The organism is Amycolatopsis sp. NBC_01488 (assembly GCF_036227105.1).
In the GTDB taxonomy this organism is placed as follows: Bacteria; Actinomycetota; Actinomycetes; order Mycobacteriales; family Pseudonocardiaceae; genus Amycolatopsis.
Window position 1 is genome coordinate 1,582,206 of record NZ_CP109434.1, and the last position, 22,758, is coordinate 1,604,963.

The 22,758-nt window shown below is 71.3% G+C and carries 25 protein-coding genes; 10 read left to right on the forward strand and 15 right to left on the reverse strand.

The features are described from left to right. The first annotated feature begins 160 nt into the window (after window positions 1-160). Window positions 161-361, forward strand: coding sequence for a DUF397 domain-containing protein (locus OG738_RS07410; RefSeq protein ID WP_329052356.1), 201 nt, complete (start codon window positions 161-163; stop codon window positions 359-361). On the opposite strand, the gene OG738_RS07415 is transcribed toward OG738_RS07410, so the two are convergent. The 4 genes from OG738_RS07415 to guaB form a co-directional block, all read right to left on the reverse strand. Then, window positions 345-1,478: a GuaB3 family IMP dehydrogenase-related protein gene (locus tag OG738_RS07415; protein WP_329052357.1), complete on the reverse strand. Its 1,134-nt coding sequence runs from the start codon at window positions 1,476-1,478 to the stop codon at window positions 345-347. The two genes, OG738_RS07410 and OG738_RS07415, sit on opposite strands and share 17 nt — an antisense overlap. Window positions 1,479-1,555: 77 nt before the next feature. Beyond that, on the reverse strand, window positions 1,556-2,083 hold the full coding sequence (locus OG738_RS07420) for a hypothetical protein (protein WP_329052358.1): 528 nt from the start codon (window positions 2,081-2,083) through the stop codon (window positions 1,556-1,558). A 74-nt stretch (window positions 2,084-2,157) separates the two neighbouring features. After that, entirely contained in the window at window positions 2,158-2,592 is a 435-nt protein-coding gene (locus OG738_RS07425; RefSeq protein ID WP_329052359.1) for a DUF3574 domain-containing protein, read from the reverse strand. Between the two features lie 141 nt (window positions 2,593-2,733). Next, the gene (gene guaB / locus OG738_RS07430; RefSeq protein ID WP_329052360.1) at window positions 2,734-4,245 is read right to left on the reverse strand and encodes an IMP dehydrogenase; all 1,512 of its coding nucleotides are present in this window, start codon (window positions 4,243-4,245) and stop codon (window positions 2,734-2,736) included. Between the two features lie 128 nt (window positions 4,246-4,373). On the opposite strand from guaB, the gene OG738_RS07435 reads away from it, so the two are divergent. Next, on the forward strand, window positions 4,374-4,769 hold the full coding sequence (locus tag OG738_RS07435) for a DUF5319 domain-containing protein (protein WP_329052361.1): 396 nt from the start codon (window positions 4,374-4,376) through the stop codon (window positions 4,767-4,769). A gap of 57 nt (window positions 4,770-4,826) precedes the next feature. Here the strand turns inward: OG738_RS07435 and OG738_RS07440 are convergent, their stop codons facing one another. The 3 genes from OG738_RS07440 to OG738_RS07450 all read right to left on the reverse strand — a co-directional run bounded on the left by OG738_RS07440 (window position 4,827) and on the right by OG738_RS07450 (window position 7,325). Beyond that, window positions 4,827-5,768 carry an anti-sigma-D factor RsdA gene (locus tag OG738_RS07440; RefSeq protein ID WP_329052362.1) on the reverse strand — a complete coding sequence of 314 codons (942 nt, stop codon included), beginning with the start codon at window positions 5,766-5,768 and terminating at the stop codon, window positions 4,827-4,829. After that, window positions 5,769-6,341, reverse strand: coding sequence for a sigma-70 family RNA polymerase sigma factor (locus tag OG738_RS07445; protein ID WP_043786628.1), 573 nt, complete (start codon window positions 6,339-6,341; stop codon window positions 5,769-5,771). A gap of 387 nt (window positions 6,342-6,728) precedes the next feature. Continuing rightward, window positions 6,729-7,325 carry a response regulator transcription factor gene (locus OG738_RS07450; protein ID WP_003073605.1) on the reverse strand — a complete coding sequence of 199 codons (597 nt, stop codon included), beginning with the start codon at window positions 7,323-7,325 and terminating at the stop codon, window positions 6,729-6,731. 362 nt (window positions 7,326-7,687) lie between these two features. Between OG738_RS07450 and OG738_RS07455 the strand changes: the two genes are divergently transcribed. Together OG738_RS07455 and OG738_RS07460 are read left to right on the forward strand one after the other, a co-directional pair. Beyond that, complete coding sequence (locus OG738_RS07455) at window positions 7,688-8,020, forward strand: hypothetical protein (RefSeq protein WP_329057097.1); 333 nt, start codon at window positions 7,688-7,690, stop codon at window positions 8,018-8,020. Window positions 8,021-8,081: 61 nt separating this feature from the next. Next, on the forward strand, window positions 8,082-8,408 hold the full coding sequence (locus OG738_RS07460; RefSeq protein ID WP_329057098.1) for a hypothetical protein: 327 nt from the start codon (window positions 8,082-8,084) through the stop codon (window positions 8,406-8,408). A 516-nt stretch (window positions 8,409-8,924) separates the two neighbouring features. Here OG738_RS07460 and OG738_RS07470 read toward each other — a convergent pair. Then, a complete protein-coding gene (locus tag OG738_RS07470) occupies window positions 8,925-9,869 on the reverse strand; it encodes a MerR family transcriptional regulator (protein WP_329052364.1) in 945 nt (314 codons plus the stop codon). 209 nt (window positions 9,870-10,078) lie between these two features. Here OG738_RS07470 and OG738_RS07475 point away from each other — a divergent pair, with 209 nt between their 5' ends. Beyond that, window positions 10,079-10,381, forward strand: coding sequence for a WhiB family transcriptional regulator (locus OG738_RS07475; RefSeq protein ID WP_043792619.1), 303 nt, complete (start codon window positions 10,079-10,081; stop codon window positions 10,379-10,381). A 112-nt stretch (window positions 10,382-10,493) separates the two neighbouring features. Here the strand turns inward: OG738_RS07475 and groL are convergent, their stop codons facing one another. Then, entirely contained in the window at window positions 10,494-12,107 is a 1,614-nt protein-coding gene (gene groL / locus OG738_RS07480; RefSeq protein WP_329052366.1) for a chaperonin GroEL, read from the reverse strand. A gap of 98 nt (window positions 12,108-12,205) precedes the next feature. Then, on the reverse strand, window positions 12,206-12,499 hold the full coding sequence (groES, locus tag OG738_RS07485; RefSeq protein ID WP_004559922.1) for a co-chaperone GroES: 294 nt from the start codon (window positions 12,497-12,499) through the stop codon (window positions 12,206-12,208). A gap of 255 nt (window positions 12,500-12,754) precedes the next feature. Here groES and OG738_RS07490 point away from each other — a divergent pair, with 255 nt between their 5' ends. After that, window positions 12,755-14,620: an N-acetylmuramoyl-L-alanine amidase gene (locus OG738_RS07490; protein WP_329052370.1), complete on the forward strand. Its 1,866-nt coding sequence runs from the start codon at window positions 12,755-12,757 to the stop codon at window positions 14,618-14,620. Between the two features lie 19 nt (window positions 14,621-14,639). On the opposite strand, the gene OG738_RS07495 is transcribed toward OG738_RS07490, so the two are convergent. Both OG738_RS07495 and xrtP read right to left on the reverse strand, forming a co-directional pair. Continuing rightward, complete coding sequence (locus OG738_RS07495) at window positions 14,640-16,016, reverse strand: glycosyltransferase family 2 protein (RefSeq protein ID WP_329052371.1); 1,377 nt, start codon at window positions 16,014-16,016, stop codon at window positions 14,640-14,642. Continuing rightward, window positions 16,013-16,522: an exosortase P gene (xrtP, locus tag OG738_RS07500; protein ID WP_329056600.1), complete on the reverse strand. Its 510-nt coding sequence runs from the start codon at window positions 16,520-16,522 to the stop codon at window positions 16,013-16,015. Before xrtP ends, OG738_RS07495 begins: the two co-directional genes overlap by 4 nt. A 360-nt stretch (window positions 16,523-16,882) precedes the next feature. Here xrtP and OG738_RS07505 point away from each other — a divergent pair, with 360 nt between their 5' ends. From OG738_RS07505 to OG738_RS07520, 4 genes are all read left to right on the forward strand, one after another. Then, window positions 16,883-17,647 (forward strand): choice-of-anchor P family protein, encoded by a 765-nt coding sequence (locus tag OG738_RS07505; RefSeq protein WP_329052372.1) that lies wholly within the window; start codon window positions 16,883-16,885, stop codon window positions 17,645-17,647. Between the two features lie 11 nt (window positions 17,648-17,658). Then, window positions 17,659-17,838, forward strand: coding sequence for an LPXTG cell wall anchor domain-containing protein (locus tag OG738_RS07510; RefSeq protein ID WP_329052374.1), 180 nt, complete (start codon window positions 17,659-17,661; stop codon window positions 17,836-17,838). A gap of 94 nt (window positions 17,839-17,932) precedes the next feature. Further along, window positions 17,933-19,084 carry a non-hydrolyzing UDP-N-acetylglucosamine 2-epimerase gene (gene wecB / locus OG738_RS07515; protein ID WP_329056601.1) on the forward strand — a complete coding sequence of 384 codons (1,152 nt, stop codon included), beginning with the start codon at window positions 17,933-17,935 and terminating at the stop codon, window positions 19,082-19,084. A gap of 166 nt (window positions 19,085-19,250) precedes the next feature. Beyond that, window positions 19,251-20,402, forward strand: a complete 1,152-nt coding sequence (locus tag OG738_RS07520) for an IS481 family transposase (RefSeq protein WP_329045404.1) — start codon at window positions 19,251-19,253, stop codon at window positions 20,400-20,402. A gap of 70 nt (window positions 20,403-20,472) precedes the next feature. On the opposite strand, the gene tsaD is transcribed toward OG738_RS07520, so the two are convergent. Genes tsaD through tsaB form a run of 3 tightly spaced genes read right to left on the reverse strand, consistent with a single transcriptional unit; the run spans window position 20,473 to window position 22,660 of the window. Next, window positions 20,473-21,519 (reverse strand): tRNA (adenosine(37)-N6)-threonylcarbamoyltransferase complex transferase subunit TsaD, encoded by a 1,047-nt coding sequence (gene tsaD / locus OG738_RS07525; protein WP_329052375.1) that lies wholly within the window; start codon window positions 21,517-21,519, stop codon window positions 20,473-20,475. Further along, window positions 21,519-21,998 carry a ribosomal protein S18-alanine N-acetyltransferase gene (gene rimI, locus OG738_RS07530; protein WP_329052377.1) on the reverse strand — a complete coding sequence of 160 codons (480 nt, stop codon included), beginning with the start codon at window positions 21,996-21,998 and terminating at the stop codon, window positions 21,519-21,521. The genes tsaD and rimI overlap by 1 nt, the downstream gene beginning before the upstream one ends. Further along, the gene (tsaB, locus tag OG738_RS07535; RefSeq protein ID WP_329052378.1) at window positions 21,995-22,660 is read right to left on the reverse strand and encodes a tRNA (adenosine(37)-N6)-threonylcarbamoyltransferase complex dimerization subunit type 1 TsaB; all 666 of its coding nucleotides are present in this window, start codon (window positions 22,658-22,660) and stop codon (window positions 21,995-21,997) included. Before tsaB ends, rimI begins: the two co-directional genes overlap by 4 nt. Between the last annotated feature and the right edge of the window lie 98 nt (window positions 22,661-22,758).

A 22,758-nucleotide genomic window follows, 5' to 3' on the forward strand; every position in this document is an offset into this window, starting at 1 on the left:
GAGCGTAACCCGGGGTTCGCGTCCTGACCAGAGGTAAGTTACTGGCCAGTCACCCTTCTGGAGGCTTTCAAGAGCGTCATTGTGGGTAACCATCAAAGTGCTCGATGTCCACGTCGGCGATTCACCGCTGAGCGGGACACGATTTCCGGGAGGGACCACCATGGACCCCCAGCAGCTCACCGGTTGGCACAAGTCGAGCCACAGCCACTTCGAAGAGAACGCCTGCGTCGAGGTCGGCACCGGTCCGGGCGTGGTCGGCGTGCGGGACACCAAGCAGGCGGCCCTCGCCGCCCGCCCGGTGCTCGTCTACTCCGCCGGCGCCTTCGCCGCGTTCCTCGCGCACCTCACCGGCGGACGGTGAGCCCCACGCGCTGGAACTCCTTGAGGTCCGAGTAGCCCGTCTTCGCCATTGCCCGGCGCAGCGCCCCGAACAGGTTCACGACGCCTTCCGCGTCGGACGACGGCCCGAACAGCAGGGTCTTCAGGTCGACCGCGTAGTCCGGCCCGGCCGCCACGCGCGAGCGCGGCAGTGACGGGTGGGCGGCCGCGGCCGTCCAGTACAGGCCCTGACCGGGTGCGTCCTGCGCGGCGGCCAGCGGGGAGCCCAGCATGACGGCGTCCGCGCCGCACGCGATGGCCTTCGCGATGTCGCCCGACACCGTCATGCCGCCGTCGGCGAGCACGTGCACGTAGCGGCCGCCGGTCTCGTCGAGGTAGTCGCGGCGGGCGGCCGCGGCGTCGATGATGGCCGTGGCCATCGGGACGCCGATGCCGAGGACGCGGTCGGTGCTCGTGACGCCCGGGGTGTAGCCGTGCCCGACGATGACGCCCGCGGCGCCGGTACGCATCAGGTGCATCGCCGTGCGGTAGTCGCTGACGCCGCCGGCGATCACCGGCACGTCGAGCCGGCCGATGAACTCCTTGAGGTTCAACGGTTCGGCGTCGCGTTGCACGTGCTCGGCGGAGATGATCGTGCCCTGCACGACGAGGATCTCGACGCCGGCCGCGATCAGGTCCGGGGTCAGCTCGGCGGCGTGCTGCGGGCTGACGCGCGCGGCGACCGTGACGCCGGACTCGCGGACGGTCTTGATCGCCTCGGTCAGCAGGTCCAGCCGGATCGGCGCGGCGTGCAGCTCCTGCAGCACGCGGCCGACCGCGGTCGGGTCCTCGAGGTCCTCGGCCGCGCGGACCAGCTGGAAGATGGCGTCCTCGACGTTCGCATGCCGCGCCCAGAGACCCTCGGCGTTGAGCACGCCCAGGCCGCCCAGCTCACCGACGGCGACCGCGGTGCCGGGGGAGACGATCGCGTCGGTCGGGTGCGTGACGAGCGGCAGGTCGAAGCGGTAGGCATCGATCTGCCAGGAGGTGGACACCACCGACGACGACCGGGTCCGCCGCGACGGCACGATCTCGACGTCATCGAGGTCATAAGCTCGCCGCGCGGTGCGGCCCATCCCGATCTCGACCAGGTCCCGCACGTGAAGCCTCCTCCGACGACGACAATCTGCCGTGCCCCATTGTCGCTAGTCCGCGTGGGTGACCCGCGCACGGGGGTCTAGACCCGCACGAACACCACGACCGGGGCCAGCAAGGCTCCCAGGGCCAGGGCCAGCCAGGTCGCCACCGGCGGGTAGACGTTCAGCCGGACCGCGCCGAAGTACATCGCGCCCAGGGCGACCAGGGCCGCGCAGATCAGCAGCACCGGCCGCACCACGCCCGGCCGCAGGTCGACCACGCCGCCACCGGCGCGCAGGTAGGCGATGCTGCCGTCCGCCGTCGAGACGTCGAGCACCACCGGCTGCCCGGCCGGCAGGTCGAGGCCGGGGTCGACGGCGGTGACGCGGTAGAGCCGGTTCCCGGCGTCGACGGCGATGGTGTGGCTGACCGCTTCGTCGTCCCCGCCGACCGGGAGCGCGCCCTGCTCGTGGGACACGACGTGCCCCTCGACGCGGTAGGTGGGCGCGTCCCGGCCGGCCAGCACCTGGCACATCAGGCAGACGATCCCGCCGAGGAACAGGGACACGAGCGCGACGGCCGTGAAGAACACCTTGCGCAGCACGCGCGTGAAGCGGCTGACCGTCATGCCGTTCAGTGCACACCAAAGTGGCCACGCAAGGCGATAGGCCGATTACCGTAAGCACGCTAGGTTACGGAAACTCAGAAGGAGACCTTCTCCACCGAGTCCGAACGCAGTACCGACTCCTGCTGGAACTGCTTTTCGTAGTCGGCGCGCAGGCCTTCGATCTCCCGCTCGGCGTCCCGGTCGGTGAACGGGTAGAGCAGCACCACCAGATGGGTGTGTTCCCGCACGATCACGCCGGACGCGCCGCGCCACTGACCGTTGCCGTCGAGGCGGGTGAAGCCGTCCGGGAAGGCCGGGGTGATCTCGCGGTCGGAGAAGGCGGCGAACTCCTTGTCGGTCACCTCGGTGCCGTCCGGCTTGCCGGTGCCGAAGAACAGCTCGGTGCGCTTCCACAGCTCGCCGGGCGACTGCACCTGGGCCTGCGGGGCGGGAGTGCCGGCCGCCGACGCCGCCGCCCCGCCGCCGAGTCCCAGCAGCGCCGCGGCGACTGCTGTAGTGGCCGCCACCATGGCTTTTCGGGGGCTCCGGGTGGCGGAGCCCCCGGCTCGGGGCGGAGCCCCGGATGTCGCAGTCCGTCGTGAGATCGCAATCCTGGTCATGGGCCGAGTCTCACGGCCCATGACCAGGCGGGGAACGACCGAACGGGCGGACTAGCGGGTGGTGTAGTTGGGAGCCTCGACGGTCATCGTGATGTCGTGCGGGTGGCTCTCCTTGAGCCCGGCCGCCGTGATCCGGACCAGCTGGGCCTCCTGCAGCTCGGCGATCGTGTTCGCGCCCGCGTAGCCCATGCCCGAGCGCAGGCCGCCGACGAGCTGGTGCACGACGTTGGCCAGCGGCCCGCGGAACGGGATCCGGCCTTCGATGCCCTCGGGGACCAGCTTGTCCTCGCTCAGCACGTCGTCCTGGGCGTAGCGGTCCTTCGAGTACGACTTCGCCTGGCCCCGCGACTGCATCGCGCCGAGCGAGCCCATCCCGCGGTAGACCTTGAACTGCTTGCCGTTGACCAGGATCAGGTCACCGGGCGACTCGGCGGTGCCGGCCAGCAGGCTGCCCAGCATCACCGTGGACGCGCCGGACGCGATCGCCTTCGCGATGTCGCCGGAGTACTGGATGCCGCCGTCGCCGATCACCGGCACGCCCGCCGGGCGGCACGCCTGGTCGGCCTCGTAGATCGCGGAGATCTGCGGGACGCCGACGCCCGCGACGATCCGGGTGGTGCAGATCGAGCCCGGGCCGACGCCGACCTTGACGCCGTCCGCGCCCGCGTCGACCAGCGCCTGCGCGCCCGCCCGCGTCGCGACGTTGCCGCCGACGATGTCGACCGAGTCGCCCAGCTCCTTCTTCAGCAGCGAGACCGTGTCGACGACCGCGCGGGAGTGGCCGTGCGCGGTGTCGACCATCAGGACGTCGACGCCCGCGTCGGCCAGCGCCATCGCGCGCTTGTGGCCGTCCGGGCCGACGCCGACCGCGGCGCCGACGATCAGGCGGCCGTCCGGGTCCTTCGTCGCCTTCGGGTACTGCTCGGTCTTCACGAAGTCCTTGACCGTGATCAGGCCGCGCAGCTTGCCCGCGCCGTCGACGATCGGGAGCTTCTCGATCTTGTGGCGGCGCAGCAGGCCGAGCGCGGCGTCCGCGGAGACGCCGACCTGGGCGGTGACCAGCGGCGCCTTCGTCATCACCTCGGACACCGGGCGGCTGTGGTCGACCTCGAACCGCATGTCGCGGTTGGTGATGATGCCCACCAGCGCGCCGGACGCGTCGGTCACCGGCACGCCGGAGATGCGGAACTTCGCGCACAGCGCGTCGACCTCGGCGAGCGTGGCGTCCGGCGCGCAGGTGACCGGGTCGGTGACCATGCCGGCCTCCGAGCGCTTGACGACCTCGACCGCGGCGGCCTGCTCGTCGATCGGCAGGTTGCGCTGGAGGACGCCGATGCCGCCCTGCCGGGCCATGGCGATCGCCATCCGCGCTTCGGTGACGGTGTCCATCGCGGCCGAGACCAGCGGGATGCCGAGGGTGATGTTCCGGGTCAGCCGGGAGCTGGTGTCGACCGCGCTGGGCACGACGTCCGATTCGGCGGGCAGCAGCAGCACGTCGTCGAAGGTCAGGCCGAGCATGGCGAACTTGGCCGGAACGGGGGCGGTGTTGCCGTCGCTGGTCATAGCGGGTGAAGGGCCTTCCTGGCGCGGGATGAGCGTGTCGCTGTGGCGACTCGGAGCCTTCCCCTCATGATATCCACCGCGCGGCCCCGCCCCGGGCGGTGGGCGAGGCGCCGGGACCGCCCGGTACCGTGCAGGCCGTGGCGCATGATGTATTGCCTCCAGACCCGTTCGCGGACGACCCGGACGACCCCGCCCGGGCGTTCGGAGACCACGAGGACCGGCTGGACGAGCCGATCAGCGACCAGGAACGCACCGAGCTGCTGGCCGATCTCTCGGATCTGGCCGTCTACCAGGCACTCCTCGAGCCCCGCGGGGTCCGCGGGATCGTCGTCGACTGCGGTGAGTGCGACGAACCGCACTACCACGACTGGCACCTGCTGCGGGCCAGCCTGGAGCAGCTGCTGGCCGACGGGCGGATGCGTCCGCACGAGCCGGCCTACGACCCGAACCCCGGTGACTACGTGAGCTGGGACTACTGCCGCGGCTTCGCCGACGGCGTGACGGCCAACGAAAGCGCCTACTGATCCCACGAAAAAGCCCTGGTGACGTTGCTCACCAGGGCTTTTCGTTGTCCGGAAGTCCTACTGGCCGCCGCTGACGCCCTGACCGCCGACGGTGGACTCGCTGCGTCCGGTGTTCGTGCCGGGGTCGTTGCCGCTCGCGGCCGTGGTGGACGGCGGCACCTCGGTGGTCGGCGGCGGCGGGGTGGTGGTCGGCGGCGGGGGCGTCGGGGTCGGCGTGCCGGTGCCCGGCAGGCTGGTGGTGCCGCTGCCGCTGCCCGGGATCGACGTCGCCGAGCCGGCCGGCGGCACCTGCGACGACGAAGCGCCGCCGGGCGGCACCCGCGGCGAAGTGGTCTGGATCGGGCCCTGGACCGGCGCTTCCGGGTTCTGCAGCTGCGCGGCGAGCTGCCGGTGCTGCTCCATCAGCTGGTCGCGGTTGTCCTCGGCGCTGACCTGCGACAGCGCGGCCTGCGCGGCGTCGAGGGCTTGGCGGGCGGCGTCGAGGTTGCCGCCGGCGATGGCCACGTTGGCCTTCTCGAGGTCGAGCTTCGCGTTCGCGGCCGCCTCGACCGAGCGGGTGTGATCGGAGTACAGGACCTTGGCGAGGCCCCACAGGGTGTCGCCGGGTTGGGCGGAGCGCGCGGCCAGCCCGGTGCCGGTGAACGCGATCGCCAGCACGGCGGCGGCGACGGCGACCGGGACGAGCAGCCTGCGGCGGCGTCCGCTGGAAGCGTGTTCCTTCGCGAGATTGGCGGTGGCGACGGTCCGCACGGCGGTGTCGACGTCGACCAGCTCGGCCAGCGGCTCACTGTCGATGTCTCTTCGCCACGCCACCAGCAACGCGTTGAGCTCCTGGTCGCCGAGACCGTCGGCGAGCGCCGGGTCGGACCCGCCGAGAGCGTCGAGCAGCGCGTCGTCCGCTTGGACGGCCGACAGGTCGGCGGCGAACTCCGCCTCCGATGCCGACAACCCGCTGCCGAAGACGTCTTCGGGCTCGTAACCCTTCTCGTGACCGGTCACTCAGATCACCTCCTCCGCGGCCAGGACCTTTCTCAGCCTCGCGAGGGCGCGGTGCTGGGCGACGCGGACGGCTCCGGGGGTGGACCCCACGGCGTCCGCGGTCTCCTCCGCCGACAGGCCGACGACCACGCGCAGCACCACGATCTCCCGCTGCTTGTCCGGCAGCACCTGCAACAACTGGGACATCCGCTCGTTCAGCTCACCTTGCAGCGCCCGCTGCTCGGGGCCGACCCCGACTTCGACCTCGTCGGGGATCTCGGCCACCGGTTCGGCACGGTTGCGCGCCGCCGCGCGGTGCGCGTCGGCCACCTTGTGCTGGGCGATCCCGTAGACGAAGGCCAGGAACGGGCGGCCTTGATCGCGGTACGAGGGCAATGCCGTTAGCACCGCGAGACACACCTCCTGCGCAACGTCGTCCGCCGAAGCGAACGATCGCTCCTGCCTGCCAACCCGGGCGCGGCAATACCGCACTACCAGTGGACGGATAGCAGCCAGCAGCCGCTCCACTGCCTGGGGATCTCCCTCGACAGCAGCGGCGACCGGCTCATCCAGTCCATCCCCCACATTGGCCATCGCAGACAACAGTCCCAGTGTTACGTGTAGGTGTGCAAAGAACCCGGCCCGTGGTCGCCTCCACCCCGAACCGGTGACCGCTACCGTACCTGCGGCCCCTTTCGGACCGGCGCGCGCGGTGCTCCCCGGCGCGCCGCACCGCCTGGCGGCGCGGAAATACGGATTATCGTGCAGACCCGCGGTCGGTACCGTCGATTCAACGAACGAACGACGTCACGGGTACGAGATCCGTCGGAGGGACGGGTGCCCGGGCGGGGATCCGCGCCGGGGGCTGCCCAGAAGGGCGCCGGAGTGTGATGGGGACCACACAGGTACGGGCCAGGGCGGTGCGCCCTGGCCCGTCGTCACCTGTATTCCGGCCGTGTCAGGATCGGGGAGAGCGGCAGGTCAGCTGACCAGGCCGCGGCGGAAGCCGTGCGCGACGGCCTGCGCGCGGTCGCGCACGCCGAGCTTGCGGAACAGCCGCCGGGCATGGGTCTTCACCGTGTCCTCGGACAGGTAGAGCTCGCGGCCGATCTGGCCGTTGCTCTTGCCCTGGCTCATCCCGCGGAGCACCTGAAGCTCGCGCTCGGTCAGCTGGACGCCCGGGTCGGACGGCTGACGGGGCGCGGGCACCGAGGTGCTCGCCAGGGTGTGGGCCAGCGCGGCGACCAGCTCCGGCCGGGACGCGTCCCAGCGGAGGTAGCCGCGGGCACCGCCGGCGATCGCGGCGGCGATGCTGCCCGCGTCGTCGGGGGCGCCGAAGACGATGACGTTCGCCTGGGGGTTCGCGGAGACGAGCCGCCGGGTGGCTTCGACACCTGTCGGGACCGCGCGTTGCGTCCCGACCAGCACGACGTCGACGGGCTGACGGGAGTACCGGGCCAGCAGCTCGTCACCGTGCGCTACGCAGTCGATGCGACTGACCCCAGGGACCGCGGACATCACTCGGGTGAGCCCTTCGCGGACACTGCGTCGGTCGTCGCAGATCAAGACCGTCGTCACGGGGTTTCCTTCCTGCAGCCGGGTGACATTCCACTTCCCCTATCGGACGCTTTAGCCCGAACCTTGACACGATCCGGTGGCTTTTTTTGAAGTTTCTTAGCCCGGATGCCGGAACACCCCATTCCGACGGCTCAACCACCCGGGGCGGGGACCCATGGCGATTCCCCCGCGATCCTCCTCCCGCAAGGATCTGCGCTTCGTAACACTGCGTGCAACACCTCTGCCGTTCTGAATCGATACTCCTCGGCGTGTCCTGGGCGCAGATCGGCCATCACGAGGGCAGCCGGCCACAAAAGTGAAAGGAGTTCGCATTCCTCGGCGGTCGCCATCGCATTTCCGACAAGCCCGTCCGAAATCTCCCGGTGATCGGGAGCCCCGGCAGCCCGCAGGGCCACAGCCAGCACAATCCCGGATTTCACGGCGTGCCGCCGCGCACCCCGGGCTCGCGCGGTTTCGAAAGCGCGCTCGGCATGGGGCACGGCGGCGGCGCCCTGACCTGCGGCGAGCTCGATCTCGGCACCGACCCACCCGCCGCGGACGGTCGCCCGCCACCCGGAGTCCTCCTCGGCGGCTCTCGCGGCCAGCCTCCGGGCGGCGGCGAGGCCGCCGAGGGCGAGGTTGTCGGCGGCCAGGCCGAGGAGGGCATCGGCGCGTGCACCGGCCGCGTCGAGGCCGTCCGGGTCGCGGACGGGTGAGGTCGTGTCGTCCGGGCCGCGGACGGGTGATGTGGCGCCGTCCGGGGCGCCGACAGGTGACGTGACGCCCCCCGAGCCGGGGACGGGCGAGGTGACGCAGTCCAGGGCGCGGACGGGTGACGTAGCGCCGTCCGGGCCGCGGACGGGTGAGGTCGTGCCGTCCGGGGCGCGGACGGGTGACATGACGCCGCCCGAGCCGGGCGCGGGCGAGGTGACGCCGTCCGGGACGCCGACCGGTGACGTGACGCCGCCCGGACCGGAGGCAGGTGACGTGACGCCGCCCAAGCCGCGGACGGGTGACCTGCTGCCATCAGGGTCGCGGACGGGTGCGGTGGCGCGGCCCGGGCCGGGGCTGGACTGGGCAGGACCGGCCGGGCGGAGGTCCTGAGCCGAGCCGCCCGCGAGCCCGGCCGCTGTGGCGTACGCCTCGCCGTCGAGCGCGCGGGCCTGGCGGTGGCCGCCCAGCTGCCTCCGGTGGGCAGCGAGCGTGCTGGCGGCCAGCGAAGCCATCAAGGGGTCGCTCCCCCGCCGGAGCGCGTCGAGGAGGGCCGCGGCGGCGGCGTACCGCCCCTGGGCGCCGAGCACGATGGCGGCGAGCAGCCGTTCCCGCGGGCTCCCGGCGCCGCGCGTGACGGCGGGATCGGGCAGCGGATCGCTCCCGAACGCGGCAGCCCTCAGGGCGGGTTCGTGCACCCGTCCTTTCTAGCGGTTACCACCGACAAAAACATGATCGAAATGCCGCCGCCCGCCCGGACCGCATGCCCCACCCGTCCCTGGGGGCTGACCCCGGTCCAGTCTATCGGCGAGGTGCGACAAACCCGGCGCGTCGGCGCTCGGCAGCCGAAGTTGTCCACAACGCGGCCGACCTGTGGACAACGCAGACAAAGGGCGGGGAACGAGGCCGCTACCGGCGCGCGCCCACCAGGACGTGCTCGATCCGGTCCGCCGCGCTCGGCAGGTCCAGCAGCAGCTCGACCTTGTCCGGCAGCCCCGCCGGATCCCAACCCGGTCCGCACGCGAACAACCGGCTTCGCTGCCGGCCTCGCGACACCCGGGCGAACAACCGCGTGTCCGCGACCCCGCGCCGGTGCGCCCACAGGACCACCGCCGCCGGGGCACTTCGCCGGACCGCCACCGCCAGGACCTCCGCCGGCAACGGCACCCCGAACAGCTGCGCCCCGATGCGCCGGCCCGCCAGCGAGGCCGCCAGTGCGTACATCGGCATCGAGTCGCGCTCCTCCGGGACGCAGCCCAGCAGCACCGGGCGCGTGTTGCGGGGCTCGTCCAGCACCGGCGTCGCGCGGACCAGGGCCGCGAACACGCACTCCGCCAGCAGGTACTCGACCTCCGCGCCCGCGCTCGCGCCGCGCCAGCGTGCGCCCAGTGCCGACAGCACCGGCTCGATCACGCCCGCCCACGCCGGGAGCACTCCCAGCTCCGCGATCGTGTCCGCGAGCATGCGCTGGACCGCGCCCATGTCCATCGCGAGCGCCGCCGTGCTCAGGCGGCGGGCCAGGCGGGAACGGACCTCGAGGCCGCCGTCGGCGGCGCCCTCCCCCGGAGGTTCCTCGGGTTCCTCCGGCTGGGGCGGGCCGGTGCGCGGCATCTGCTCGAGGGCGTAGCGCGCGGCCTCGGCCGTCGACGCGCCGCTCAGCAACGCCCGCTGCATCAGTTCGAGGCGGCCGATGTCGGAGCTGCCGTAGCGGCGGTGACGGCCGTCGGTGTGCCTGCTCGGACCGAGCCCGTAGCGGCGGTCCCAGGTTCGGAGGGTGGACGGGGCGACCCCGAGCCGGCGAGCGACCGAGGCCACCGGCAGGGTGGGTTCTTCGGTACCCGACCCAGCTCCCACGAGCCTCAATATCCAGGCACACAACGCAGTCGGCAACCGGAGGCGAAACCCCTGCTCACACATCCGGGGGATGCCTAACGGCTGAATCGACCCGAATCGCTTGAACAACTATTGGCGCGCTTCTAACGTTACCGCCGTTGCACCGAATGGAGTATCGGCACCACAGCAGAGCAGCTAGCGGCATCGACCGATTGACGGAGGCGGTCAGGATGGCAGACACGCGCAGGCTCCCAGGACCCAACGCCGACATGTGGGACTGGCAGCTCGAAGGGTCGTGCCGGGGGATGGACAGCGCGTCCTTCTTTCACCCGGACGGCGAGCGCGGCCCGGCGCGGGCACGGCGGGAGGCCAGGGCTAAGGCGGTCTGCCTGAGCTGCCCCGTCCTGGAGATGTGCCGCAGCCACGCGCTGGCCGTGCACGAGCCCTACGGCATCTGGGGCGGGCTTTCGGAGTCCGAACGAGAGCACCTCATCAAGTCCGACAAACGCGCGCTCAGCATGTCCGGCGGCTGAGCGCCCCACAGACAACGGAGGGCGGCACCGGGTGGGGTGCCGCCCTCCGTGCTTTCCGGACGCGGAACGGGGCGGCACCCCAGCAGGAGTGCCGCCCCGTTCTCCGTGGAAATCAGTGCGAGTGGCCGTGGCCCGCCGCGGCGGACTCTTCCTCGGCCGGCTTCTCGACGATCGACGACTCCGTCGTCAGCACGAGACGCGCGATCGAGGCGGCGTTCGCCACCGCGGACCGGGTCACCTTGACCGGGTCGACGATGCCGGCGGCCAGTAGGTCGGTCAGCTCGCCGGTGGCGGCGTTGAAGCCCTGCCCCCAGCTCTGCTCGCGCACCTTGTTGACGATGACCGCGCCCTCGTGGCCCGCGTTGGTCGCGATCCAGAACAGCGGGGCGGACAGCGCGTCGCGCACGATCTTGACGCCGGTCGCTTCGTCGCCCTCGAGGCCGAGGAAGCCGTCGAGCTCCTTGACCGCGTGCACCAGCGCCGAACCGCCGCCGGGCAGGATGCCCTCCTCGACGGCCGCCTTGGTCGAAGCCACGGCGTCCTCGATGCGGTGCTTGCGCTCGTTCAGCTCGGTCTCGGTGGCCGCGCCGACCTTGATGACGGCGACGCCGCCGCCGAGCTTCGCGAGCCGCTCCTGCAGCTTCTCGCGGTCCCAGTCGGAGTCGGTCGTCTCGATCTCCTTGCGGATCTGCGCGACCCGCCCGGCGATGGCGTCCTTGGTGCCGGCACCGTCGACGATCGTGGTGTCGTCCTTGGTGACGACGATCCGGCGGGCCTTGCCCAGCGCGCCGAGGTCGACGTCGGACAGCTTGCGGCCGATCTCCGCGGAGATGACCTCGCCGCCGGTGACGACCGCGAGGTCGTCCAGGAACGCCTTGCGGCGGTCGCCGAAGAACGGCGCCTTGACCGCGACGGCGGTGATCGTCTTGCGCAGCGAGTTCACCACGAGGGTGGACAGCGCTTCGCCGTCGACGTCCTCGGCGATGATGAGCAGCGGCTTCTTGGCCTCGACGACCTTCTCGAGCACCGGCAGCAGCTCGGCCAGCGACGAGACCTTCTCGCGGACGAGCAGGATGTAGGCGTCCTCGAGGATCGCCTTCTGCTCCTCCGGGTTGGTCGCGAAGTGCGCCGAGAGGAAGCCCTTGTCGAACTGGACGCCCTCGGTGATCACCAGCTCGGTCGCCAGGGTCGACGACTCCTCGATGGTGATGACGCCGTCCTCGCCGACCTTCTCGACGGCTTCGCCGAGCAGGGCGCCGATGTTGGCGTCGCGGGAGGTCACGGTGCCGACCTGGGCGATGTTCTCGCGGCCCTTGACCGGGGTGGCCTTGGCCTTGAGGACCTCGATGACCTTCTCCGCGGCGGCTTCGATGCCGCGGCCGATCGAGGTCGGGTTGGCGCCGGCCGCGACGTTGCGCAGGCCGACCTTCACCAGCGACTGGGCGAGCACGGTCGCGGTCGTGGTGCCGTCGCCGGCGACGTCGTTGGTCTTGGTGGCGACGCTCTTGGCGAGCTGCGCGCCGAGGTTCTCGAACGGGTCGTCGAGCTCGATCTCACGGGCGACGGTCACGCCGTCGAGGGTGATGGTCGGGCCGCCGAACTTCTTGTCGAGCACGACGTGACGACCGCGCGGGCCGAGGGTGACCTTGACCGCGTCGGCGAGCTTGTTCACCCCGCGCTCCAGCGCGCGACGAGCGTCCTCGTCGAAACTGATCTGCTTGGGCATAGCGGTTTCCGCTTACCTTTCGGTGGGTCTGGAACGCAAGAACGCCCCGCTCCCCGGCGTTGTGCGGGGCCCGGGGCGTCATGCGCTGCGAGCGGACGTCAGTTGATGACGGCCAGCACGTCGCGGGCGGACAGGATGAGGTAGTCCTCACCGTTGTACTTGACCTCGGTGCCGCCGTACTTCGAGTAGATGACGACGTCACCGACGTTCACGTCCAGCGGGACGCGGTTGCCCTTGTCGTCGATCCGGCCCGGGCCCACGGCCAGAACCTTGCCCTCCTGGGGCTTCTCCTTGGCGGTGTCGGGGATGACGAGGCCGGAAGCGGTCGTCTCCTCGGCCTCACTCGTCTGGACAACGATCTTGTCCTCGAGCGGCTTGATGTTCACGCTCACCGGGTTGACCTCCACGGTCGTCGAAAGCGTCGGCAGGATGTATTACGGCTCCTACCACCCCCGCCGTCGCGGGTGCCGGGGCTGTCGGGCCGTGCGATTAGCACTCTAGCCACGTGAGTGCCAGCCGTGCAACCAGGGTCCACCCGAAGGTTCACGCCCCTCGCACTTCAGCAGGTCGGACGCGGCTCTTACCCCCGGCGTGAGTTTCTGGTTAGGTTCTCACGTCTGGCACCTGAACCCTGGGGGTTTATGCCCATGTCCGCACATTCCCTCTCCAGAGCGGCGGTCCTCGCCGCCGCTGTTTCGCTTGCAGCCGGGCTGGCCGCCGCGCCCGCTCAAGCGGCCACCGAACAGCGGCAGCGGGACTTCGCCGCGGCCGCCGCCGAGTTCGGTGTCCCGGAGAACGTCCTGCTCGGCGTCTCCTACCTCGAGTCGCGGTGGGACACCAACGCCGGGACGCCCAGCACCGCCGCCGGCTACGGGCCGATGCACCTCACCGACGTGCGGGAAGCCGGGGTGGCGACCAGCCACCACGACGAAGGCACCGAGGACCCGCGTGGCGACGACGCCCGGCCCCCGCTGCACCCGGAGGCCGGGCCCGTCGCGCCACCGCAAGGGCTGCAGACCGTCGACGAGGCCGCGCAGCTCACCGGCCAGAAAGCCGAGACCCTGCGCAGCGACCCCACCCAGAACATCCGCGGCGGCGCCGCCCTGCTCGCGAAGTACCACGCCGGGCAGAACGGCTGGTACGACGCCGTCGCGCGGTACAGCGGGTCCACCGGAGACGCCGCCCAGACCTTCGCCGACGAGGTCTTCGACACCATCAAGACCGGTGTCGCCCGGACCACCGACGACGGCCAGCAGGTCACCCTGGCCGCCACTCCGGACACGACAGTGCCGCAGCACGCCGGGAACCCGGCGGACGTCGAGTGCCCGCGGACCGTCGCCTGCGAGTCCGTCCCCGCTCCCTACCAGGAGCTGCCGAACAACGACTACGGCAACCACGACCTCGCGAACCGGCCGGTCAGCCAGAAGATCGACCACATCGTCATCCACGACACCGAGGGCTACTGGGACAACGTCCTCAAGCTCGCGCAGGACCCGACCTACGTGAGCTGGCACTACACCGTCCGCTCGGCCGACGGCTTGATCGCGCAGCACGTGCCGACCAAGGACGTCGCCTGGCACGCCGGGAACTGGTACGTCAACGCGAAGTCCATCGGCGTCGAGCACGAGGGCTTCGCCGCGAAGGGCACCTGGTACACCGAAGCGATGTACCGCTCGAGCGCGAAGCTCGTCGGCTACCTCGCGCGCAAGTACGGCATCCCGCTGGACCGGGCGCACATCATCGGCCACGACAACGTGCCCGGCACGGTCCCGTCGACCATCGCCGGCATGCACTGGGACCCGGGCCCCTACTGGGACTGGTCGCACTACTTCGACCTGCTGGGCGCGCCGCTCGGCGGGTTCGGGCTGCCCGGCTCGTCGCTGGTCACCATCGACCCGGACTTCGCGACGAACCAGCCCGTGTTCACCGGCTGCGACACGGCCGGAACCCCTTGCCCGGCCAGGGGTTCCGAGGCCGTCGTGCTGCACTCGGAGCCGAATGACGCTTCGCCGCTGCTGAAGGACGTCGGCCTGCACCCGAACGGCACACCGTCCACCATGGGCGTCGCCGACGTCGGCAGCCGCGTCGCCACCGGGCAGCAGTACGCCGTCGCCGACGTCAGCGGCGACTGGACGGCGATCTGGTACCTCGGCCAGAAGGGCTGGTTCCACAACCCGCGTGGCGCCCGCGTCGCGAAGCCCGCGATCGGCTGGGTCGTGACGCCGAAGCCCGGCCTGGCGACGGTGCCCGTCTACGGCCGTGCCTATCCCGAGCCCGAGGCCTACCCGGCGAACGTGCCGGTGCAGGCGATCACGCCGCTGCCGTACACGCTGGCGGCCGGGCAGAAGTACTCCTCGGCCGGGACGGTCGGCTCGGAGTACTACTACGCGGTGACGTTCGACCAGGCCGACCACGTGGTCGTGAAGGGCAAGCTGAAGTACGTCCAGATCCAGTTCGGGCACCGGATCGCGTTCGTCAAGGCGGACGACGTCCGGATCCTCCCGGCCTTCTGATCGAGCGCGGAGGTCGCGCTCACGCGTCGAGCGCGACCTTCGCCCCGGCCGCCGGTTCGGTGTTGCGGCGGGTCTTCGCCCAGCCGTTGCGGCCGCGGATCAGCCGGAACAACGCGCGCCAGGACGTCACGTAGAACGTGTAGATGTAGGCCGCGTACGCGAAGCCAAGGCCGATGCCGCGCAGCACATTGCGGCTGCGCAGGCACTTCAGCTGGTAGATCGGCCCCCAGACGAGGAACGGCAGCAGCCCGAACGAGCCGTAGATGGCGAAGAGGATCCAGGCGCCGCCGGTGAACCACGTCCACATCTGCGCCGGGTCGCCCGCGGTGCTCACCACCAGCAGGACGAACGGGATCGGGTACAGCAGCGAGCCGAGCAGCTGCAGCCACGGCTGGGCCAGGTAGTACATCATCTCCGCCGCGCCGAGCGTGCTGACGTGCGGCGAGTCCCAGATCCGCCGCAGGTACCGCGCGCACTGCATGGTGCCCTGGCCCCACCGCGTGCGCTGCACCAGGAACCGCCGCAGGCTGTACAGACCTTCCTGCGCCACATGGGAGTCCGGCGTGAACCCGGTGCGCCAGCCCTCGGTCAGCAGGTGGACGCCCAGCTCGAAGTCCTCCAGCAGCGAGCCGCGCCACGGCTGTTCGTCCGGGCCCGCGATGGAGTCGAGCGCGGTGAGCCGGGTGAACTGGCCGTTGCCGCCCATGGAGATCGTGCCGGTGAAGCCGCGGGACGTCTGGATCGCCGCGATCGCCGTGCGGAACTCCAGGTCCTGCAGCTGCGCGAGCTTGAGCCCGAACCAGCGCCCCACGGGGTTGCGCGACGGCGGCGGCGTCTCGACGTTGCTCATCCGGACGTCCAGCTGGACCGCGCCGGTCTCCGGGTCGCCGAAGAGGTGGTCCGCCGCGCAGACCTCCAGGCAGTTCGGCGCCGGGCGGCCGTCGGCGTCGACGACCACCACGACGACGTCGTCGCGGCGCGCGTCCGGGCCCATCCAGTCGTTCAGCGCCCGGTAGGCGGCGTTGAGGGCGTCGCCCTTGCCGGTCCGGGCTTCGGGCCGCACGCGCGGCACCAGGTGCAGGTACGGGTCGTAGCCGCCGTGGCGCCGCCACAGCATCCGGACGACGCGGGCGGTGCGGTCCTCGGAGTCGTCGTCGACGACCCAGACGTGCGCCTTGCGGAACGTCGTGCGCAGGTAGCGGATCGTCTCGCGGATGACCGTCTGCTCGTCGCGGCACGGCACGAAGAAGTGCCACGTGAAGTCCGCCGGATCGCCGACCGGGCCGGGCCTGCGGCGCAGGTACGGCACGACGATGACGACGACGTACACCAGGAACGCCACGCTCATCGTGAGTGCGAACGCCTGCGTGATCGCCAGCAGGACCTTGCCGCTCATGCCTGCTTCTTCCGCGTCGACAGCCAGACGAACAGGACGAGCGAGACCGCGCCGCCGAACACGCTGACCATCGAGCCGAGCAGCGTGTGGCCCCAGTAGTAGCCCTCGTCGGTGCCGAAACCGTGGACGAGCCCGACGATCGTCAGAATGCGCAGCTGGTTGACCAGCACGACGACGAGCGCGGAAATGCCGAGGGAAAAGAACAGGCGCCGGGCATTGCCGGGCCGGAAGTACAGCATGATCATCGTCACAACGAGCAGCGGCAGCAAAAGGAACGCCGAAGAACATTCCGGCGTCATTCTCAACCCGAATGGACTAGCACCGCTCAACCCAAAGTAAACGGACTCGCGATCGGGCGCGACATAAACACCCGATGTAGTGACGACGTCGAGGATCGCGCCGGCGAGGCGCACTTCCAGTTCGCGGTAGAACCGCTCTCCCAGCACCACCGCGGCTCCCGCGGCGGCCAGCGCGCCGAGCGCGATGACCAGCGGAAACCTTGCCATGCCTGAGTTCGGAGCGCTCGCTACGGCCACGACGGTCCTCTCGGTGTCGATTCTTCGATCAAGCTGCGGACCCCGAGCGAGCGTAAGTCATGAACGCCCGCGGTTCCACCCGGAGGTGTGGTTTGGCCGGCCATTCGGCAGAATCCGCGGCGAACTTGCTAGGCCGACCGGGTGATGTCGTGACGACCAGCCAAAACAACGTCGGGGAATACCCGATCCGGTGATTCGGAAAATTTCGTGTGCTATTCCGGCCGCTCTTCGCGATAGTCGATTCGCGTGCCGACTCGAGGCAAGCCGGTTCGATCCGCGCCGCCGTCACGCGAACTCCAGGGAAACCCAGCGAATTCGGAGGACCAGTTGATGAAGAGCTCCCTCGTGCGCCGCGGCGGCCTGCTCGCCGCGGTCGTGGCGAGCGTCGTGCTCGCCGGCGCGGCGCCCGCTTCGGCCGCGCCCGGCGACGGGTCCGCGTACGGCGTGCACGTCGACGTGACCCTGCTCGGCCAGCCGGCCGTCAAGGCGGGTCCGCTCGCCGCCGCGAACACCGCGGGCCCGACGAGCAGCAGCCTGGCGAAGGTGAACCTGCCGGGGATCCTGACCACCGGCGTGATCAACACCGAGGCCAAGCGCGACGACGACTCCGGGGCGGTGACGGCGAAGGCGAGCACCGCCGACGTCGGCCTGCCGGTGCTCAAGGCCCTCGGGAACGTCGGGGTCAAGGCCGTCGAGGCGGTTTGCACGGCGACCCAGGAAGGCGTCAAGGGCAGCACCACGCTGGTCGGCGCGGACCTCGGGAGCGTCGGCGCGGTCGACGCCAACCCCGCGCCGAACACCCAGGTCAAGGTCGGGCTCGCCGGCGTCACCATCGCGACGGTCATCCTCAACGAGCAGATCAAGAACAAGGACGGCAGCCTCACGGTCAACGCCCTGCACCTGAAGCTGCTCGGCGGGGTGGTCGGCGGGCTCGGCTCGGGTGACGTCATCGTGTCGTCGGCGACCTGCGGCCCGGCCGCGCCGCCGATGCCGCTGGCGTCCGGGGCCGGGCTGTGGATCGGGCTCGGCCTGCTCGGCGCCGTCGCGGTGCCGGTCGGGACGCGCATCTACCGCCGTCGCTCCGCGCAGGCCTGAGCGAGGCCGGGATGTACAAGATGCCGGGTGCGGGCGTCGGCGTGGCCGGTGGCGGGGTGGGCACCCTCGCCGCCACCGGGGCCGACGTCGGGTGGTGGCTGGCCGTCGGCGTGCTCCTGGTCCTGCTCGGGACCGTCGCGCTGATCGCCATCCACCGCCGCAACCGCCGCCTCTCCCGGGCGCGGGATTGAGAGGAGGGCCGCCGGCGTGTGCCCCTCGCACGCCGGCGGCCCGATGCCGGAGATTTCCTGGACACTGGACCATGTGGAGAAGGAGCACCGCGGCGTGGATGTGATGTTGCTGGCCGGGACCCGGCCGGAAGCGCTGAAGCTCGCGCCGCTCGCGCTGGCACTGGACGCGCACCCGGCCCTGCGGCCGATCCTGGTCCACAGCGGGCAGCACGCGGGCATGGTCGAGCAGGCACTGGCGCCGTTCGGCCTGGTCGGGGACGTGTGGCTGGACGTGCCGCCGCGCGTCACCGGCGGTCAGGCGGAGCTCGTCGCGGGCCTGCTGCCCGCGCTCGACGACGTGCTGCGCCGCTTCGCCCCGGCCGCGCTCGTCGTCCAGGGCGACACCACGACGACGCTCGCCGGCGCGCTGGCCGCGTTCTGGCTGGGCATCCCGGTGGTGCACCTCGAAGCCGGGCTGCGCACGCACGACCTCGCCGCGCCGTTCCCGGAGGAGGGCGCGCGGCAGATGGTGTCCCGGCTGGCGGCGCTGCACCTGGCGCCGACCCTCGGCGCGGCGGCCGAGCTGCGCTCGGAAGGCGTGGCGCGGCAACGGATCGCGGTCACGGGCAACACGATCGTCGACGCCGTGCTGGAGATCGCGGCGCGCGACCTCCCGGCCCGCGACACGGCACTGGCGTTGCTCGAGATGGAGATCGCGGAGGCGGGCGAGCGGCTGGTGCTCGTGACGTCGCACCGGCGCGAGTCGTGGGGCGAGCCGCTGGAGCGGACGCTGGCCGCGGTGCAGCTGATCGTCGCCGAGCACCCGGACGTGCAGGTGCTGTTCCCGGCGCACCCGAACCCCCAGCTCCGCGACCAGGTCGAGGCGGCGCTCGGCGGGCTGCCGCGCGTGACCGTGACGGACCCGCTGGAGTACCCGGACCTGGTCCGCGCGCTGCGGCTGGCGTCGCTGGTGCTGACGGATTCGGGCGGCATCCAGGAGGAGGCGCCGACGTTCGGCACGCCGGTCCTGGTGCTGCGCGACGTCACCGAGCGGGTCGAGGTCGTGGAGGCGGGCTGTGCGTGGCTGGTGGGCACGGACACGTCACGGATCGCCGACACCGCGGCCCGCCTGCTGGGCGGCGAGCTGCGCCCAGCCCAGGTGGGAAACCCTTACGGCGAAGGCAATGCGGCCGTGCTGGCGGTGGCCGCGATCGAGGAACTGCTCGGCGTCGGGTCCCCGGCTCGCCGGCACGCCGCGGCTTCCTAGGCCAAGACTGGTCGTGAGTGAGAAACAGGGTTAGAACACTGTGCCGCAGCTCAGGACATCGCCGACAGTTGATGTCTCAGGACATCGCGGACACTGATCGGCCTGTCGGCGTAGTGACCAGGGCTTTTGTGGTGATCATGCGGCGATGGGCAGAACAGGGTTTTCGATGGATCCTGAGTTCGTCGCCGCGGTCGCGCAGGCCGCTCACGGCGAGAAGATCAACGTGGCGCGGTTCTGCCACGAGCACGGCGTGTCCCGGGACACCTTCTACAAGTATGTAACCCGGTTCCGCACGGAGGGAGCCAGCGGGTTCACCCGCCGCAGCACTGCCCCGCACCACCGCCCCAGCACCCTCAGCGCGGCGGTGGCCGAGGCGGTGCTGCGGGCCCGCAAGGAACTGGCCGAGGCAGGCCTCGACAACGGCCCGATCTCCATCCGCTGGCGGCTGAAGGACGCCGGGGTCACCCCGGTCCCGTCGCGGGCCTCGATCCACCGGATCCTGTGCGCCCACGGCCAGATCGTCCCGCAGCCGCGCAAGAAACCCCGGACCCGGCGCCGGTTCACCTACGCCGACCCCAACGGCTGCTGGCAGATCGACGGCATGGAGCACCACCTCGCCGACGGCACCAAGGTCTGCATCCTCCAGATCCTCGACGACCACTCCCGCCTCGACGTCGGCTCCTACGCCGCCCCCGGCGAAACCACCGCCGACACCTGGACCGCGCTACAACACGCCTTCGCCGGCTACGGCGTACCTGTAAAACTCCTGTCCGACAACGGGCTCGCCTTCACCGGCCGCCACCGCGGCTGGATGGTCGAACTGGAACGCCACCTCGCCGAACTCGGGGTCACCAGCATCGCCTCCACCCCGCACCACCCGCAGACCTGCGGCAAAAACGAACGCCTCCACCAGACCTTGCAGAAATGGCTCGCCGCCCGACCACCCGCCAAGAACCTTGCTGCCCTGCAACAGCTTCTCGACGAATACCGACAGGAGTACAACAACCGCCGCCACCAAAGCCTCGACGGTCAGACACCCCAGCAACGCTACGACGCCCGCCCCAAAGCCACCCCCGCCACCGGGCCCCGCCGGCCCAGCGGCGTCACCACCCGCCCCGTCTCCGCCACCGGCGTGATCGCCTTCTCCGGCTGCTCCATCGTCCTGGGACGCACCTGGGCCGGGCACGCCGCCACCGTCTACTGGCAAGGCGACCGCGTCACCGTCATGGTCGACGACACGGTCGCCCGCCAACTCACGCTAGACCGCTCGGTACGCTACCAACGCCTCACCAACCAGAAACTGTCCGGAAAGTCCTGAGACATATCTGTCCGATATGTCCTGAGACAGCGCACAGCGTTAGAACACTGTTTCTCACTCACGACCGGTACTAGAGCGAGACCACGTTCACCGGGAGCGCCGGGTTCGCGCTGAAGTCGAGCGCCGCCGTCGGGCGCTTGGCCGCCACCACGTGGGCGCCCAGTGCCGCGATCATCGCGCCGTTGTCCGTGCACAGGCGCGGCCGTGGCACCCGCAGCTCGATCCCCGCCGCTTCGCAGCGTTCGGCCGCCAGCGACGACAGCCGCGAGTTCGCCGCCACCCCACCGGAAATCACGATGGTGCCGATCCCCTGCTCCTTGGCCGCGCGGATCGCCTTCATCGTCAGCACGTCCGCGACCGCCTCCTGGAACGACGCCGCGACGTCGTCCACCGGGATCTGCTCGCCGCGCCGCTCGGCGCTTTCCACCCACCGCGCCACCGACGTCTTCAAGCCGGAGAAGGAAAAGTCGTGCTTCGCGTCGCGCGGGCCCGTCATGCCGCGCGGGAATGCGATCGCCGCCGGGTCGCCGTTCTTCGCCGCCTTGTCGATCGGCGGGCCGCCCGGGTACGGCAGGCCGAGCACGCGCGCGACCTTGTCGTACGCCTCGCCGGCCGCGTCGTCCACAGTGGACCCCAGCTCGGTGATCGAGGACGCGATGTCGTCGACGCGCAGCAGCTGCGTGTGCCCGCCCGATACCAGCAGCGCCAGGCACGGCGTGGGCAACGGCCCGTGCTGCAGCGTGTCGACCGCGATGTGCCCGGCCAGGTGGTTGACGCCGTAGAGCGGCACGTCCAGCGCCGTCGCGTACGCCTTCGCCGCGGAGACGCCGACGAGCAGCGCTCCCGCCAGGCCCGGCCCGGCCGTCACCGCGATGGCGTCCACATCGGACAGTGCGAGCCCGGCCTTCTCGAAGGCGCGCGACGTCGTCGGGACCATCGCCTCCAGGTGCGCGCGGCTCGCGACCTCGGGCACCACGCCGCCGAAGCGGGCGTGCTGCTCGACGCTGGAGGCGACCTCGTCGGCGAGCAGCTCGACCGTGCCGTCGTCGTGCAGGCGGACCAGGCCGACGCCGGTCTCGTCGCACGAGCTCTCGATGCCCATGATGATGCGTGACATCAGCCCGCCACCTCGTCTCGCGTCCGCGCGGGGCGGACCATCGTGTACGCGTCGGCGCCGGAGGGCTGGTAGTAGCGCTTCCGGATGCCGAGCCGTTCGAAGCCGTGGCTCTCGTACAGCGCGAGAGCCGAGTCGTTGTCCGTGCGGACCTCGAGGAACACCGGCGCCTCGAACTCGTCGGCCCGCTCGAGCAGCGCCCGCAGCAGCGCCTTGCCGATGCCCTGACGCTGGTGCTCGGGCGCGACGCCGATGGTGTGCACGGTCGCCTCGTACTCGCCGCGGCGCCGGCCGACGACGGCCAGCCCGGCGTACCCGAGCAGCTCGTCGCCCTCGTCCGGGCGCGCGGCGAGGTAGAAGTTGCCCGCGTCCAGCTCCGAGTGGAAGGCGCGGGAGCTCCACGGGTCGTCGCCGGGGAAGAGGATCCGCTCGATCTCGACGCACCGGGCGATGTCCCGGCGGCGCAGGGGCTCGAGTCTCACGGCGTGGTCACCCGTTTCGGCGCCGTCGGCTCGGCGGCGTCGGGACGGCGGAGGTACAACGGCGTCAGCGGCGCGGGTGTTTCCTTCGCCAGCAACGCGCTGCGAGCGGCCTTCGCCAGCCCGGCGGGCGAGGGGAAGCGCGGCTCGATCGGCCGGACGTCGAGCGCGGCGGCGTACAGCACCGCGCCGTCGCCGGCCGCGACCTTGACGTCGGTCTCCAGGTCGGCCGGGCGCTGGACGTGCGGGCCGTCGGTGCGGTGGCCGGTGGCGTCGTAGGCGGCCCAGTAGACCTCGCGGCGGCGGGCGTCGGTGAGGACGAGGAACGCGCTGTCGCCCGAGGCGACGTCGGCGGCGAGCGCGTCGAGGCTGCAGACCGGGTACACCGGGATGCCGAGGGCGTACCCGAACGCGGCGGCCGTCGCCATCCCGGCGCGCAGGCCGGTGAAGGGGCCGGGGCCGACGCCGACGACGATCGCGTCTAGGTCCTTGAGGGTCACCCCGGCGGCTTCGGCGGACGCCAGCGCGTGCGGCGTGATCAGCTCGCCGTGGGCGCGGGGATCGACCGTGATCCGGTCGCCGCGCGTCTCGACGCCGTCGTCGTCCACCGCGACGACGCCCGCGGTCACCGCCGGGGTCGAGGTATCGATCGCCAGTACCAACACGGTGTCCCAGCCTACGACCAGGGCCTTCGGCCGCTTGCTGCAGGGGACGGATCCGCACGGTAACGTGCGGAGCGAGTTTGATACTGGGAGGTCCCCGC

What these genes read in the sequence shown, in the direction of transcription:
- OG738_RS07410 (WP_329052356.1), top strand. Translation starts at nt 161, where the DNA reads ATGGACCCCCAGCAGCTCACCGGTTGGCACAAGTCGAGCCACAGCCAC.
- OG738_RS07420 (WP_329052358.1), bottom strand. Translation starts at nt 2,083, where the DNA reads ATGACGGTCAGCCGCTTCACGCGCGTGCTGCGCAAGGTGTTCTTCACG.
- OG738_RS07425 (WP_329052359.1), bottom strand. Translation starts at nt 2,592, where the DNA reads ATGGTGGCGGCCACTACAGCAGTCGCCGCGGCGCTGCTGGGACTCGGC.
- guaB (WP_329052360.1), bottom strand. Translation starts at nt 4,245, where the DNA reads ATGACCAGCGACGGCAACACCGCCCCCGTTCCGGCCAAGTTCGCCATG.
- OG738_RS07445 (WP_043786628.1), bottom strand. Translation starts at nt 6,341, where the DNA reads ATGGCCAATGTGGGGGATGGACTGGATGAGCCGGTCGCCGCTGCTGTC.
- OG738_RS07475 (WP_043792619.1), top strand. Translation starts at nt 10,079, where the DNA reads ATGGCAGACACGCGCAGGCTCCCAGGACCCAACGCCGACATGTGGGAC.
- groL (WP_329052366.1), bottom strand. Translation starts at nt 12,107, where the DNA reads ATGCCCAAGCAGATCAGTTTCGACGAGGACGCTCGTCGCGCGCTGGAG.
- OG738_RS07490 (WP_329052370.1), top strand. Translation starts at nt 12,755, where the DNA reads ATGTCCGCACATTCCCTCTCCAGAGCGGCGGTCCTCGCCGCCGCTGTT.
- OG738_RS07495 (WP_329052371.1), bottom strand. Translation starts at nt 16,016, where the DNA reads ATGAGCGGCAAGGTCCTGCTGGCGATCACGCAGGCGTTCGCACTCACG.
- xrtP (WP_329056600.1), bottom strand. Translation starts at nt 16,522, where the DNA reads ATGGCAAGGTTTCCGCTGGTCATCGCGCTCGGCGCGCTGGCCGCCGCG.
- OG738_RS07505 (WP_329052372.1), top strand. Translation starts at nt 16,883, where the DNA reads ATGAAGAGCTCCCTCGTGCGCCGCGGCGGCCTGCTCGCCGCGGTCGTG.
- OG738_RS07510 (WP_329052374.1), top strand. Translation starts at nt 17,659, where the DNA reads ATGTACAAGATGCCGGGTGCGGGCGTCGGCGTGGCCGGTGGCGGGGTG.
- OG738_RS07520 (WP_329045404.1), top strand. Translation starts at nt 19,251, where the DNA reads ATGGATCCTGAGTTCGTCGCCGCGGTCGCGCAGGCCGCTCACGGCGAG.
- tsaD (WP_329052375.1), bottom strand. Translation starts at nt 21,519, where the DNA reads ATGTCACGCATCATCATGGGCATCGAGAGCTCGTGCGACGAGACCGGC.